At 70.9% G+C, this 14,378-nt stretch carries 10 protein-coding genes; 8 read left to right on the top strand and 2 right to left on the bottom strand.

The genetic code is table 11. From position 1 onward, the window contains the following. Positions 1 to 30: 30 nt before the first annotated feature. From eccB to OG373_RS12045, 4 genes are all read left to right on the top strand, one after another. Positions 31 to 1,608: a type VII secretion protein EccB gene (eccB, locus tag OG373_RS12060; protein WP_405438079.1), complete on the top strand. Its 1,578-nt coding sequence runs from the start codon at positions 31 to 33 to the stop codon at positions 1,606 to 1,608. Positions 1,609 to 1,619: 11 nt separating this feature from the next. Further along, entirely contained in the window at positions 1,620 to 2,924 is a 1,305-nt protein-coding gene (gene mycP / locus OG373_RS12055; RefSeq protein ID WP_405438077.1) for a type VII secretion-associated serine protease mycosin, read from the top strand. A gap of 213 nt (positions 2,925 to 3,137) precedes the next feature. Further along, positions 3,138 to 3,488 carry a hypothetical protein gene (locus OG373_RS12050; protein ID WP_189973224.1) on the top strand — a complete coding sequence of 117 codons (351 nt, stop codon included), beginning with the start codon at positions 3,138 to 3,140 and terminating at the stop codon, positions 3,486 to 3,488. A gap of 42 nt (positions 3,489 to 3,530) precedes the next feature. Continuing rightward, complete coding sequence (locus OG373_RS12045; RefSeq protein ID WP_397737053.1) at positions 3,531 to 3,836, top strand: WXG100 family type VII secretion target; 306 nt, start codon at positions 3,531 to 3,533, stop codon at positions 3,834 to 3,836. 82 nt (positions 3,837 to 3,918) lie between these two features. Here the strand turns inward: OG373_RS12045 and OG373_RS12040 are convergent, their stop codons facing one another. Both OG373_RS12040 and eccCa read right to left on the bottom strand, forming a co-directional pair. Continuing rightward, positions 3,919 to 4,164 carry a DUF397 domain-containing protein gene (locus tag OG373_RS12040; RefSeq protein ID WP_397737051.1) on the bottom strand — a complete coding sequence of 82 codons (246 nt, stop codon included), beginning with the start codon at positions 4,162 to 4,164 and terminating at the stop codon, positions 3,919 to 3,921. Positions 4,165 to 4,312: 148 nt separating this feature from the next. Beyond that, positions 4,313 to 8,269, bottom strand: a complete 3,957-nt coding sequence (eccCa, locus tag OG373_RS12035; protein ID WP_405438075.1) for a type VII secretion protein EccCa — start codon at positions 8,267 to 8,269, stop codon at positions 4,313 to 4,315. Between the two features lie 196 nt (positions 8,270 to 8,465). On the opposite strand from eccCa, the gene eccD reads away from it, so the two are divergent. The 4 genes from eccD (at position 8,466) to OG373_RS12015 (ending at position 14,358) form a co-directional block, all read left to right on the top strand. Next, a complete protein-coding gene (eccD, locus tag OG373_RS12030) occupies positions 8,466 to 9,983 on the top strand; it encodes a type VII secretion integral membrane protein EccD (RefSeq protein ID WP_405438073.1) in 1,518 nt (505 codons plus the stop codon). Between the two features lie 183 nt (positions 9,984 to 10,166). After that, on the top strand, positions 10,167 to 10,454 hold the full coding sequence (gene rpsO, locus OG373_RS12025) for a 30S ribosomal protein S15 (RefSeq protein WP_030011220.1): 288 nt from the start codon (positions 10,167 to 10,169) through the stop codon (positions 10,452 to 10,454). A 305-nt stretch (positions 10,455 to 10,759) separates the two neighbouring features. Then, the gene (locus OG373_RS12020) at positions 10,760 to 12,982 is read left to right on the top strand and encodes a polyribonucleotide nucleotidyltransferase (RefSeq protein WP_405444028.1); all 2,223 of its coding nucleotides are present in this window, start codon (positions 10,760 to 10,762) and stop codon (positions 12,980 to 12,982) included. Next, positions 12,979 to 14,358 carry a pitrilysin family protein gene (locus tag OG373_RS12015; protein ID WP_189973219.1) on the top strand — a complete coding sequence of 460 codons (1,380 nt, stop codon included), beginning with the start codon at positions 12,979 to 12,981 and terminating at the stop codon, positions 14,356 to 14,358. Before OG373_RS12020 ends, OG373_RS12015 begins: the two co-directional genes overlap by 4 nt. Positions 14,359 to 14,378 lie beyond the last annotated feature (20 nt).

The raw sequence follows: 14,378 nt of genomic DNA, 5'->3' as shown, positions 1-14,378 counted from the left end.
GCCGGGCCGTGCGGGGAGAAGCAGGCGGTCATGGCATCACGACGTGATGAGCTCAACGCGTACACCTTTGCGAAGCGGCGCACGGTGGCCGCGTTCCTCCAGCCATCCGCCACCGGCACCGAGGAGGGCGCGCCGCGCCCGCTGCGCGCGGTCCTGCCGGGGGTGATCGTGGGCGCGCTGGTGCTCGCCGGGTTCGGCGCCTGGGGCATGTTCAAGCCGACGGCCCCCAAGGGCTGGGCGGAACCGGGTACCAGGGTCATCGTCGGCAAGGACTCGACCACCCGGTACGTGGTCCTGACGACCAAGGTGGGCGGCAAGGACCAGACCCGGCTGCACCCGGTGCTGAACCTCGCCTCCGCCCGACTCCTCCTGGATCCCAAGAAGTTCAAGGTGATCCAGGTCGAGGACAAGGTCCTGGACGCGGGCAAACCGCCGCGCGGCCCCATCATCGGCATCCCGTACGCCCCGGACCGGCTGCCTTCCAAGGACGACGCGGGCACGGCCAAGCGCTGGGCCGTCTGCCAGCAGCCGGGCGGCAACGGCCGTGGCGTGCAGACCGCCACCTTCGTCCTCGCCGACCGCGAGGCGGCCAAGACGGACGACGCCCGCAGGCTCACCGACACCCAGTCGCTGTACGTGCAGAGCACCGGCGCGGGCCAGGAGCGCTACCTGATCGACGCGGCCGGGACGAAGTACAAGTTCCCGGAGGGCACCCCCGCCGCCGGGACGATGACCAACGCGCTGGTCGGCACCGGCGCCACTCCGCAGCAGGTCACCCCGGAATGGCTGGGCACCCTCAACTCCGGCGACGACCTGTCCTTCCCGCCGCTGCCCGGCAAGGCCGGTTCCGACGCCGGGGTCAAGGGCCTGGGCACCGCCGACAACAAGGTCGGCATGGTGCTCAAGGCGCAGACGGGCTCCGGCGCGCAGCACTACGTGGTGCTGCCCGGGAAGGTCGCGCCGGTCTCCGACTTCGTCGCATGGCTGCTGATCTCGGCGCCCGCGACGGACGGCCTCAACATGCACGGCAAGGCTCGCGAGGTCGACCTCCAGTCCATCAACCCGGAAGCCACCCCGTTCGCGGGCGAGGTCAGGTGGCCGCAGAAGAAGACCGACCGGATCAACCAGACGACACCGGCCGCCGGCACCCAGACCGGCGGGGCCAACAACCGCGACACCGTCTGCAGCGTCCTGCGCTCGGTCGACGCCCAGGGCAACCAGACCCTGAGCACCTGGGCCGGTACCGGCTTCCCCGTCGACATCACCGCCAGCGGCACCAGCGCGTACGTCACCCCCGGCTCGGGCCTGCTCTACACCCAGGTCCAGGGCAAGCAGACGACGGCCGGCGGCTCCCTGTTCCTGGTCACCGACACCGGTCTGCGGTACGCCGTCCAGGCCAACGGCGACAGCGACTCCGAGCAGTCGAAGATCGGCGCGCCCGACCAGTCGAAGACCGGTACGGACGCCCGCCCCGAGGCCAGCCAGGCGCAGGTCCGGCTGGGCTACGGCAGCGTCAGCCCGGCCATGGTGCCCATCGCGTGGTCGGAGTTCCTCTCCAAGGGGCCGCGGCTGGACACCAACTCCGCCCGCCAGCCCCAGGGTTCGTGAGGAAGCCGCCGATGACCCACACCCACGCGTCCCGGCGGGCACTCCTGGTCGCCGCCTTCGCCCTCACCCTGGCCTCCGGCGGCGCGGGAGCCGCCGAGGCCGCCGCGGCCGCTCCCGCGCCGCAGCCCCCGTACGCGCAGTCCCCGTACGCGCAGTCCCCGTACGCGCAGTCCCCGTACGCGCTGCGCCTCGACGGCGCGGGGGAGTGCACCTTCCCGATGAAGAAGCAGATCGCCGACCGCCCCTGGGCGCTCCAGCGGCTCCTGCTCGACGAGCTCTGGGCCCAGACCAAGGGCAAGGGCAAGAACGGCGCCGGCGTCCGCGTCGCGGTCATCGACACCGGCGTGGACCGGGCGAACCCGCAGCTCAGCGCGGCCATCGACACCGGCGCCGGCAAGGACTTCGTCGACCCCAAGGGCGGCGACGGCACGACCGACACCATCGGCCACGGCACCAAGGTCGCCGGGCTGATCGCGGCGCGCCCCCAGGAGGGCACCGGCTTCGTCGGTCTGGCCCCGGACGCCACGATCATCCCGATCCGGCAGAACGACGGCCAGGGCAAGGGCAACGCACTGTCCCTGGCCCAGGCCATCGACCATGCCGTGGCCAAGGGCGCCCAGGTGATCAACATCTCCCAGGACACCGACGCCCAGCTCTCCGCCGACTCCGAGCTCGGCAAGGCGGTCCAGAAGGCCGTCGCCGCCAACATCGTGGTGGTGGCCTCGGCGGGCAACGACGGCACGACCGGCGAGAAGCGCCGTACCTACCCGGCGGCCTTCCCCGGAGTGCTCGCCGTGGGCGCCTCGGACCGCAACAACGAGCGGGCCGTGTTCTCCCAGCCCGGTGACTTCATCGGGGTGGCGGCGCCCGGCGTCGACATGGTCTCCACCGTCCCCGGCTTCGGCCAGTGCATCGACAACGGCACCAGCTTCTCCGCGCCGTACGTCGCCGGCGTCGCCGCCCTGCTGCGCGCCAAGCACGCGGACTGGTCCGCGCAGCAGATCGTCTGGCAAATCCAGAACACCGCGGAGCGCACGGTCAAAGGCCGTGACGACTACGTCGGTTGGGGAGTCGTCGACCCGGTGCGCGCGCTCTCCCACGACCAGCAGGCCCCGAAGGCCCCGGTTCCGGACCCCGGCCCGCCCCCGGCGACGGCCCCCGAGGCGGCGGCGCTCCGGCTCACCGAGACGGCCCAGGAGCGCGAGGAGAGGTTCGGCACGTACGCTCTCGGCATCGGCGCCGTCCTGATCGCCGTCATCGCGGGTACCGCGACGGTCGTCCGGGACTCCCGCAACCGCCGACGCCGTTTGCAGTGAACGGTCACAGTTCATCTACGGAAGCCCCCTACCGGTGTTGGGGCTGGGCGATGAACTGGCTAGAGTGACACCAGGCTTCACGAGTGTGATCGGGGGATCGCGTGAAGCGGAGGGGGACAACCCGGGGCGCGTGGCTCACGACCGCGCCAGGCACGTCCGCTCCGCTGCGCAATCCGCCGGTTCTGCCGGCGAATTGAGAAGTGAGGAGCTTCGATGAGCACGAACACCTTCGGACTTGCAGACGATCCGGTCGTCCAGGCGAAGAACAAGATCGAGGAGACGGGCACCGCCGTCACCAAGCAGGCCCGCGAGCTGGCCGACATCATCGCCACCGTGAGCGCCGGCTGGACAGGTGTGGGCGCCTCGGGCTTCATCACGGCCCAGTCGACGCTCAACGACAGCCACGACGAGATCCGTCGGCTGCTCGGCGTCCTGCACAACGCCGTGGCCCAGACGAAGAACCTCAGCAACGCCCAGGACGACGAGGTGCGTGCCGCGTTCAAGAACGCCGTCCAGCCGTCGCAGTCCGGCAACGGCCCCCGTTCGGGCCTCGACGGCATCTGACAGCGCCGCTTTTCAGTCGGTCACAGCGAGAAGGAGAAGAGCATGACGGCGAACGACGGTACCCGGGTCCGGTATGAGTCCGTCCAGCAGATGGCGGACCGCATCCGGATCGTCTCCGGGAACATCATCAAGGACCTGGAGCAGATGGAACAGGCCCTGAAGGTCGTCACCGACACCTGGGACGGTGAGGCGCACCGCGAGTACGTCACCCTCCAGGGCAAGTACAAGAGCAAGGCCCACACCATGCAGACGGAGCTGGAGAAGGTCGCCAAGCTCATCGAGCGCGGCAAGGACGACTACCGCGCCACCGACAAGCGGGCCTCGACCCTCTTCACCGAGGCCTACTGAGTCGGGCAGGTACCCCGGTCCCGCGAAGCCGAAGGGGCGCGCCCGTACCGGGCGCGCCCCTTCGGCGTATCCTGCCGCCCGCTCAGGGCTCGTGGCGGTCCAGGTCGAACTCGCCGTCCCTGGCGCCGAGTACGAACGCCTCCCACTCGGCCGCGGTGTAGCGCAGTACCGTCTCCCGGTCCAGCGAGGACCGCATCGCGACCGCCCCTTCCGGGAGCCGGGCGATCTCGACCCGCTCCTCGTCCGGGCTGGTCCCCGGCGGCCCTTCCCACTCCACACCGCTGATGTCGAGCGCGTACAGCTCGTCCTTCTCCTGCTGGGTGCCCATGAGCGGCCTTTCCCTCGGTGGTGCGGTCTTCCCCGCCGATTATCGGGGCTGCGCCGCCGGCCGGGACGGTTTTCCGCCCGATGCCCGAGCTCAGGCCCGGTGGACCGGGCCCGGTGGCCGGCTCCGCGGCCGGCCACCGGGCGGGGACTCACACGGCGCCCGGCATCCGGCCGAGCTGGACCAGTGACGTCCCCCGCCTGCGCGAGGCGAAGTAGGCCCGGCCCGGCGGCATCGGCCGCGGCCGCACCGTACCGACCAGGTCGCCCTCGGCCGGATCGCCTGACAGGACGATGCCCTGAGCGCCCAGCTCCTTGATCCTTTGCATGAACGACTCGTACATCGAGCGGGAGGCGCCCGCCGAGCTGCGCGCGATGATGAAGCGGACACCCGTGTCCCGGGCGAACGGCAGGTACTCCACCAGCGGCGCCAGCGGGTTGCCCTGGCTCGTCGCCACCAGGTCGAAGTCGTCGATGATGATGAACACGTCCGGGCCCGTCCACCAGCTGCGGTCGCGCAGCTGCTGCGGAGTGACGTCGGGGGGCGGCTGCCGCCGCGAGAAGACCCCGCCCAGCGCCTCCATGTGCATCTGCAGGGAGTTCGCCATCGGCGCGTACTCCAGCAGGTGCTCCTCCGGCAGCGCCCCGAGCAGGGTCCGCCGGTAGTCGCCCACGACCAGCCGCGCCTGGTCCGGCGTGTACCGCTCCGCGATCTGCTTCGCGATGAGCCGCAGCAGGTTCGTCTTGCCCGACTCGCTCTCACCGAACACGAGGAGGAAGGGGTCGGTGTCGAAGTCGATGAACACCGGCTCCAGAGCCGTCTCGTCGATGCCGATCGCGATACCGCGGTCGGGGAACTCCCCGCCCTTGGGCAGCTGATCGGAGTGGAGCAGCCGCGGCAGCAGCCGTACGCCCGGAGCCGACTGCCCCGCCCAGTTCTGCTTCACGGCGTCCACGAAAGCCGCCGTCGCCTCCGACAGGTTCCCGGCGTCGTGGGAGCCGTCGACCCGGGGGAGTGCCCCCAGGAAGTGCAGCTTCTCGGGCACCTGACCGCGCCCCGGCATCCCCTGGGGGACGTTCGCCGCGACCTTCCGGTCGAACTCGGAGTCCATGGTGTCGCCGAGCCGCAGCTCCAGCCGGCCCAGCATCTGGTCCTTGAGCGCGGCACGGACCTCCATGTACCGCGCCGCGGTGATCACCACATGGATGCCGTAGCCCAGACCGCGGGCGGCGATGTCCGTGACGACCTCGTCCAGGCCGTCGTACTCGCCGCGGAAGTTGCCCCAGCCGTCGACGATCAGGAACACGTCGCCGAACGGCTCGTGCGGAAGGTCGCCCGCCGCCCGCCGGCGCCGGTACGTACCGATCGAGTCGATGTTGTTCGAGCGGAAGAACTCCTCACGGCGGTTGAGGATGCCCCCGACCTCCGCGACCGTACGCCGTACCCGCTCCGGGTCCAGGCGCGAGGCGATCCCGCCCACGTGCGGCAGCTCGGCGACCGCCGACAGGCTGCCACCGCCGAAGTCGAGCCCGTAGAACTGCACCTCGCGCGGCGTGTGCGTGAGCGCGAACGCGGAGATCAGCGTCCGCATCAGCGTCGACTTGCCCGACTGCGGACCGCCGACCACCATCATGTGGCCCGCCGCACCCGAGAAGTCCCGGTACAGCACCTCGCGCCGCTGCTCGAACGGCTTGTCGATGAGACCGAGCGGCACGACGAGCCCACCGGGCCGCGTGTACCCCTCCGCGTGCAGGCCGCGCTCCGCGCTCGGCGCCAGCGTCGGCAGCAACTGGTCCAGCGGCGGCGCCTGGTCGAGCGGCGGCAGCCACACCTGGTGCGCCGGCACCCCCTGACCCTCCAGCCGGCTCACGATCACGTCCAGCACGGTGTCCGCGAGCGCGTCGTCCTCGCGCGACGACTGCGCCGCCAGGTACGCCGGGTCCGGGGCCGCGTACACCACCGGCACCGGGGTCGCCGTGAACAGCGCGGGCCGCCGCTCCACCGGGAACTGCCCCACCGACAGATCCGGCCCGCCCGAGCGGTAGGTGCCAGAGACGTACGCCGCCTTGAAGCGGGTCATCTCGTCCGTACCGAACTTCAGGTAGCCCGAACCGGGCACCGACGGCAGGTGGTAGGCGTCCGGCACGCCGATCGCGGTCCGGGACTCCGCGGCCGAGAAGGTCCGCAGACCGATCCGGTACGACAGGTACGTGTCCAGCCCGCGCAGCTTGCCCTCCTCCAGGCGCTGCGAGGCCAGCAGCAGGTGCACACCCAGCGAACGGCCGATGCGGCCGATCTGGATGAACATGTCGATGAAGTCCGGCTTCGCCGTCAGCAGCTCGCTGAACTCGTCGATGACCAGCACCAGCGAGGCCAGCGGCTCCAGCGGGGCCCCGGCCGCGCGGGCCTTCTCGTAGTCGTGGATGTTCGCGTAGTTGCCCGCCGAACGCAGCAGCTCCTGACGCCGCTGCAGCTCACCGCGGATCGAGTCGCCCATGCGGTCCACGAGCGTGAGGTCGTCCGCCAGGTTGGTGATGACCGCCGCCACGTGCGGCATCTGCCCCATGCCCGTGAAGGTCGCACCGCCCTTGAAGTCGGCGAGCACGAAGTTCAGGGTCTCCGAGGTGTGCGTCACCGCCAGACCCAGCACCAGCGTGCGCAGCAGCTCCGACTTTCCGGAGCCCGTCGCACCCACGCACAGGCCGTGCGGGCCCATGCCCTCCTGCGCGGCCTCCTTCAGGTCCAGCATGACCGGGGCACCGTCCTCGCCGACACCGATCGGCACGCGCAGCCGCTCGCCGGCCGACCGCGGCCGCCAGGTCCGCGCGACATCGACCGCGGCCGCGTCGCCCAGGTTCAGCAGGTCGGTGAAGTCCAGGTTGGCGAGCAGCGGCTCGTCGTCGTCCCCGCCGCCCGTGCGCATCGGCGCCAACTGCCGGGCGAGAGCCTCCGCCGCGGGCAGCGACAGGGTGTCCGGCACACCCTCGTACGCGACCCCGGCGCCCGACTCCAGCCGCAGCCGGCCCGGCCGCACCACGACGGAGAGCCCGCCGCGCGGCTCGTCCAGCTCACCCGCGACCACCTCCACGATGGTCACGCCCTGCAACCCCTCGGCCGCCGCGAACACCGAGTCCGGCGGCACCATCCCGCCGTCGAGCACGACCACCAGGTGCGGCTGGTCCAGCACCGGCGAGACCTCCCGGCTGAACCGCGGCCGCCCCTCCAGCCGCGCCGCCAGCAGCCCCTCCAGCTCGGCGAGGTGGTCCCCGAACAGCCGCTTCGTACCGGCCCCGTCGACCTGACCCGGCACCTGCGTGTGCGGCAGCCACTTCGTCCAGTCCCACGCGGGCACCGCACCCGGCGCGGCCACCACGGCCACCATCAGGTCCTCGGGGGAGTGCAGCGTCGCCAGCTGCGCCACCATCGCCCGGGCGGAACTGCGCGCCGACTCCGGCTCCCCGGACACCGTCACGTGGTAGAAGGCGCGGATCGACAGCGCCATCGGCAGCCCGTCCAGCGAGGAGTGCACCTTCAGGAAGCGCTGCATCGCGCCCGCGGTCAGCGGCTCCAGCTCGTCCACCGGCGCGGTCTCCGGGGCCACCAGCGCGGTCGCCAGGCGCTGCGCACCCAGCCCGAGCCGGGCCTGCCCGAAGTCCTGGTCGCCGACCCGCCGCTCCCACAGCCGCGAGCCCTCCGCCACCACGGACCACAACTGTTCGGGGGCCGGGTGCAGATACAGCTGCGCGTCGCGCTGCGCCCGCGCGGTCCTGCGTACCTGACGACGCGTCTGCGCAAGATATTTGAGGTAGTCCCGGCGCACATCGGCCATTTGCCCCTGCGTACCGCGCCGGTGCCGCACCAGCTGCGCGACGACCATGGCCACCGTCGACACCAGCATCAGCACACCCATGATGCGCATGAACGGAGCCGCGCCCGGCATGAAGAAGAAGACGACGGAGGAGCCCATGCCGAGCATCGGCAGGAGCTGCATCAGCATGCCCTCCTGCTGCCCGCGCGGGAGTTCGGGCGGAGCCTCCAGCCGCAGCTCCTCCGCGGGAACCTCGGGCGGCAGGGACCGCGGCGGGCGTTTGACGACGATCTGGCTCACCGGAGCATCAATCCCTCGAAAACGGACGGGACGTCGCAACCGGCGCCCCCAAGTCCCGGGCGCGAAGGGGGTCTCCCCCACGCGACGGTGATCCTACTTGCCGACAGTCGGTCATAAGCCCGGTAGGGTGGCGCGCGCAGCATGCGCATCCGCGAATCGTCCGCCGGTGCGGGCACCAACCAGGGGGGTCACACAGGTGAGTACGGCCGCAACGACGGGTTTCTGCAGGGTCACCGTCGTGGCCCCCGACAGTCGTATAGACGTCGCCCTTCCCGAGGACATCGCCGTCGCCGACGTCTACCCCGAGCTGCTGCGCCTCACCGGCCAGACCCAGCCCGTCGGCGCCCCCACCGGCTTCCACCTCGTACGCCGTTCCGGCACTGTCCTCGACGGCGCCCGCACGCTCGCCGCCCAGCAGGTCCTCGACGGCGAGGTGCTGAGCCTGCGCCCCTTCGCCGAGTCCCTGCCGCCCGCCGTGTTCGACGACGTGTCCGACGCCGTCGCCTCCGCCGTGGTCCGCGACCGGCACCGCTGGAGCGACGACATGCTGCGCGGCGCGGGCCTGGCCGGCGCCGCACTGCTGCTCGTCATGCTGGGCTTCGTCCTCTGGTACGCCGACCCGCTGCGCCACGACATGCACGGCCTGCCCGGGATCATCGCGGGCGCCGTCGGCGTCCTGCTCACTGCCGTCGCCGGGGTGCGTGCCCGTGTCTACCGCGACCGCCTCTCCGCCGTCGCGCTCGGGCTGAGCGCCCTCCCGCACCTGATGATCGCCGGCTCCGGGATCATCGCCCCGGCCGTCGGCCAGGGCCCCGGCCGCCTCCAGTTCCTGCTCGGCTGCGTCTGCGCCCTGATCGCCTCCGTGGCCCTGGTCGCGCTCACCCCCAGCGGAGACGCCCCCTTCGTCGCGGCCACCTTCGTCGCGGCCACCGGAACGATCGCCACCTTCGTGGCCATCGCCACCGAGGCCTCCGCCACCTACACCGCCGCCGTCTGCGCCCCCGTGGCCATCGGCCTCGTCGCCTTCCTCCCCGGCCTCTCCGCCCGCTTCGCCCGCCTGCCCATCGGCTACGCGGCCCCGCAGAGCGCCACGGACGAGTACACCGACTACGCGGAGACCCCGGACCGCTACGAGTCCGAGCCGTACGGTGACCAGTCCGGCGCGGAGCAGAACGAGCAGGGCACCCCGCTCGACGCCGAAGCCATCGCCGCCCAGGCCCGCCGCGGCCACGAGATGCTCCTCGGCCTGGTCGGCGGCTGCGCCGCCGTCGCCGTCGGAGCCGCCGCCGTCCTCGGCTTCTCCGACAACACCTGGGGCCGCCTGCTGGCCCTGGCCACCGGCCTCGCCATGCTGCTGCGCGCCCGCCTCTTCCGCTACACCTCCCAGGTGGTCTGCGCCCTGGCCGCGGGCCTCGCCGCCGTCGCGCTGCTGATCCTGGGCATGGCCCTGCACCCGCCGACCGACCTGCTCGAAGCCCTCCTGCTGGAGCAGGACCGCAGCGGCCTGGACCTCCGTACCATCTGGCTGACCGCCGCCGTCGCCGCCGGCGCGGCCCTCCTCGCGGGAATTGCACTTGTCATCCCCCGCAAGGGCCTGTCACCCTTCTGGGGAAGGCTGCTCGACCTCACCGAGGCGGCGGTCCTGCTCAGCCTCGTGCCCCTTACCCTGGCTGTGCTGGACGTTTACTCCCGGGCCCGCGCTCTCACCAGCTGAGACGTCGCGTCCCGGCAGCCTGGTACGCTGTGTGACGGCCGTTTGTGTACGCGTCCCCCGGATCCTGTCCCAAGGGTCTGTGGACTGCGCTCAGCGGACCCCGCCTCCCGAGTAACGGAAGCTCCCCAGAGACTCAGACCTGGGGCACTCGGTGGCAACGAAGACCTAAAACGAGGAGTACGCGTGCCGCTCGACGCCGCTACGAAGAAGCAGATCATCACCGAGTTCGGTGCCAAGGAGGGCGACACCGGCTCCCCCGAGGTCCAGGTTGCGATGCTCTCCCGCCGCATCTCGGACCTGACCGAGCACCTCAAGACGCACAAGCACGACCACCACTCCCGTCGTGGTCTGCTGATCCTGGTCGGCCAGCGTCGCCGCCTGCTGCAGTACCTGGCCAAGAAGGACATCCAGCGCTTCCGTACGCTGGTCGAGCGCCTCGGCATCCGCCGCGGTGCGGCCGGCGCCAAGTAACACGCCGTGAAGGGAGCGGTTCCCACATCAGGGGGCCGCTCCCTTTGCTGTACGTGCGCACGGGACCGGACCCTTTGTAGTCTGGAACGGACGCACGTGCGCGTCTGAGGAAGACGCGCACAACTGAAGAGGAGGAGCGCCCTCCCACGCCGCCGGTCCTCGGTAGTGGCACCCGGAATGCCCCAGGGGGGCAACGAACCGGATGCTTCGATCGAAGACCGGCCCGCACGCCAGGAGCGCTTCTCCGCAACCGTCCACCGCCACACGGGCGGCGGACGGAGACGACGAAAATGGAGAAAACGCTAGTGGAGAACGAGACCCACTACGCCGAGGCCGTCATTGACAACGGTTCCTTCGGCACCCGCACCATCCGCTTCGAGACGGGCCGCCTGGCCCGCCAGGCCGCCGGCTCCGCCGTTGCCTACCTGGACGACGACACGATGGTGCTGTCCGCCACCACCGCGTCGAAGAAGCCCAAGGACCAGCTCGACTTCTTCCCCCTGACGGTGGACGTCGAGGAGCGGCAGTACGCGGCCGGCAAGATCCCCGGCTCCTTCTTCCGTCGTGAGGGCCGGCCCTCCGAGGACGCGATCCTCACCTGCCGCCTGATCGACCGCCCGCTGCGCCCGTCCTTCAAGAAGGGCCTGCGCAACGAGATCCAGGTCGTCGCGACGATCATGGCGCTCAACCCCGACCACCTGTACGACGTCGTGGCGATCAACGCCGCCTCCGCGTCGACCCAGCTGGCCGGCCTGCCCTTCTCCGGCCCGATCGGCGGCGTCCGCGTCGCGCTGATCCGCGGCCAGTGGGTGGCGTTCCCGACGCACACCGAGCTCGAGGACGCCGTCTTCGACATGGTCGTCGCGGGCCGCGTCCTCGAGGACGGCGACGTCGCGATCATGATGGTCGAGGCCGAGGCCACCGAGAAGACCATCGCCCTGGTCAAGGGCGGCGCCCAGGCGCCGACCGAGGAGATCGTGGCCTCCGGCCTCGACGCCGCGAAGCCCTTCATCAAGGTCCTCTGCAAGGCCCAGGCCGACCTGGCCGCCAAGGCCGCGAAGCCCGAGGGCGAGTTCCCGGTCTTCCTGGACTACCAGGACGACGTGTACGAGGCCCTCGCGGCCGCCGTCAAGGGTGACCTCTCCCAGGCGCTGACCATCGCGGGCAAGCAGGACCGCGAGGCCGAGCTGGACCGCGTCAAGGAGATCGCCGCCGAGAAGCTCCTCCCGGCCTTCGAGGGTCGCGAGAAGGAGATCTCCGCCGCCTACCGCAGCCTGACCAAGGCCCTGGTGCGCGAGCGCGTCATCAAGGACAAGGTCCGTATCGACGGCCGTGGGCTCACGGACATCCGTACCCTCGCCGCCGAGGTCGAGGCCATCCCGCGCGTGCACGGCTCGGCGCTGTTCGAGCGTGGCGAGACCCAGATCCTGGGCGTCACCACCCTCAACATGCTCCGCATGGAGCAGCAGCTGGACACCCTCTCCCCGGTGACCCGCAAGCGCTACATGCACAACTACAACTTCCCGCCGTACTCCGTCGGTGAGACCGGCCGCGTCGGTTCGCCGAAGCGCCGCGAGATCGGCCACGGCGCGCTCGCCGAGCGCGCGATCGTGCCGGTCCTCCCGACCCGCGAGGAGTTCCCCTACGCGATCCGTCAGGTGTCCGAGGCCCTCGGCTCCAACGGTTCGACGTCCATGGGCTCGGTCTGCGCCTCCACCATGTCGCTGCTGAACGCCGGTGTGCCCCTCAAGGCCCCCGTCGCCGGTATCGCCATGGGTCTGATCTCCCAGGAGATCGACGGCAAGACGCACTACGTCGCCCTCACCGACATCCTCGGTGCGGAGGACGCCTTCGGCGACATGGACTTCAAGGTCGCCGGCACCAAGGAGTTCGTCACCGCCCTCCAGCTCGACACCAAGCTGGACGGCATCCCGGCCTCCGTCCTGGCCGCGGCCCTCAAGCAGGCCCGCGACGCCCGCCTCCACATCCTCGACGTGATGATGGAAGCGATCGACACGCCGGACGCGATGTCCCCGTTCGCCCCGCGGATCATCACCGTCAAGATCCCGGTGGACAAGATCGGTGAGGTCATCGGCCCCAAGGGCAAGATGATCAACCAGATCCAGGAGGACACCGGCGCCGAGATCACGATCGAGGACGACGGCACCATCTACATCGGTGCCTCCGACGGCCCGGCCGCCGAGGCCGCCCGCGCCACGATCAACTCGATCGCCAACCCGACCATGCCGGAGGTCGGCGAGCGCTACCTGGGTACGGTCGTCAAGACCACCACCTTCGGTGCCTTCGTCTCCCTGATGCCCGGCAAGGACGGCCTGCTGCACATCTCGCAGATCCGCAAGCTCGCCGGTGGCAAGCGCGTGGAGAACGTCGAGGACGTGCTCGCGGTCGGCACCAAGGTCCAGGTGGAGATCGCCGAGATCGACCAGCGCGGCAAGCTCTCCCTGATCCCCGTGATCGACGGCGAGGCCGCCGGCGACGACGCTGACAAGGACGACTCCGACAAGTGATGTCGCGTAGTTCCCGTGTGACGGCCCGCCCCTCTTCGGAGGGGCGGGCCGTCGCCCGTACCCAAACTCTCCTCAAGGGCCAGAACGGCATCGGCACCGTCCGGCGCACCGTCCTGCCCGGCGGACTGCGCGTCGTCACCGAGACGCTGCCCTCCGTCCGCTCCGCCACCTTCGGCATCTGGGCGCACGTCGGCTCCCGTGACGAGACGCCCACGCTGAACGGCGCCACGCACTACCTGGAGCACCTCCTCTTCAAGGGCACGCACCAGCGCAGCGCCCTCGACATCTCCTCCGCGATCGACGCGGTCGGCGGCGAGATGAACGCCTTCACGGCGAAGGAGTACACCTGCTACTACGCCCGGGTGCTCGACACCGACCTGCCGCTGGCCATCGACGTGGTCTGCGACATGCTCACCGGCTCGCTGATCCGCGAGGAGGACGTCGTCGCCGAGCGCGGAGTCATCCTCGAAGAGATCGCGATGACCGAGGACGACCCGGGCGACGTGGTGCACGACCTGTTCGCGCAGACCATGTACGGGGACACCCCCCTCGGGCGCCCGGTCCTCGGCACCGTCGACACGATCAACGCCCTCGGCGCCGACCGGATCCGCCGCTTCTACAAGAAGCACTACGACCCGACGCACCTGGTCGTGGCCGCCGCCGGCAACGTCGACCACAACAAGGTCGTACGCCAGGTCCGCGCCGCCTTCGAGAAGGCCGGCGCGCTGACCCGCACCGACGCCGAACCGATCGGCCCGCGCACCGGCACCAAGCGCATCCGCACCGCCGGCCGCGTCGACCTGGTGGGACGCAAGACCGAGCAGGCCCACGTGGTCCTCGGCATGCCGGGTCTCGCCCGTACCGACGAGCGCCGCTGGGCGCTGGGCGTACTGAACACCGCCCTCGGCGGCGGCATGTCCTCGCGCCTCTTCCAGGAGGTCCGGGAGAAGCGCGGCCTCGCCTACAGCGTGTACTCGTACACCTCGGGCTTCGCCGACACCGGCCTCTTCGGCGTGTACGCGGGCTGCCGGCCCAATCAGGTGCACGACGTGCTGCGGATCTGCCGCGACGAGCTCGACAAGGTCGCGGCCGAAGGCCTGGCCGACGACGAGATCAAGCGGGCCATCGGCCAGCTCTCCGGATCCACCGTCCTCGGCCTGGAGGACACCGGCGCGATCATGAACCGCATCGGCAAGAGCGAGCTGTGCTGGGGCGACCAGATGTCGGTCGACGACATGCTGGCCCGGATCGCCGCCGTGACCCCGGACGACGTCCGCTCGGTGGCACAGGATGTACTCGCCCAGCGGCCCTCGCTCGCGGTGATCGGCCCGCTGAAGGAGAAGCAGGCCGCCCGTCTCGACGAAGCGGTCGCCTAGTTCCGTACGGCAAGTAAGGA

The sequence above is a fragment of the Streptomyces avidinii genome (assembly GCF_045161815.1).
Lineage (GTDB): Bacteria > Actinomycetota > Actinomycetes > Streptomycetales > Streptomycetaceae > Streptomyces > Streptomyces avidinii.
This window is presented reverse-complemented; position numbering and strand designations above follow the sequence as displayed.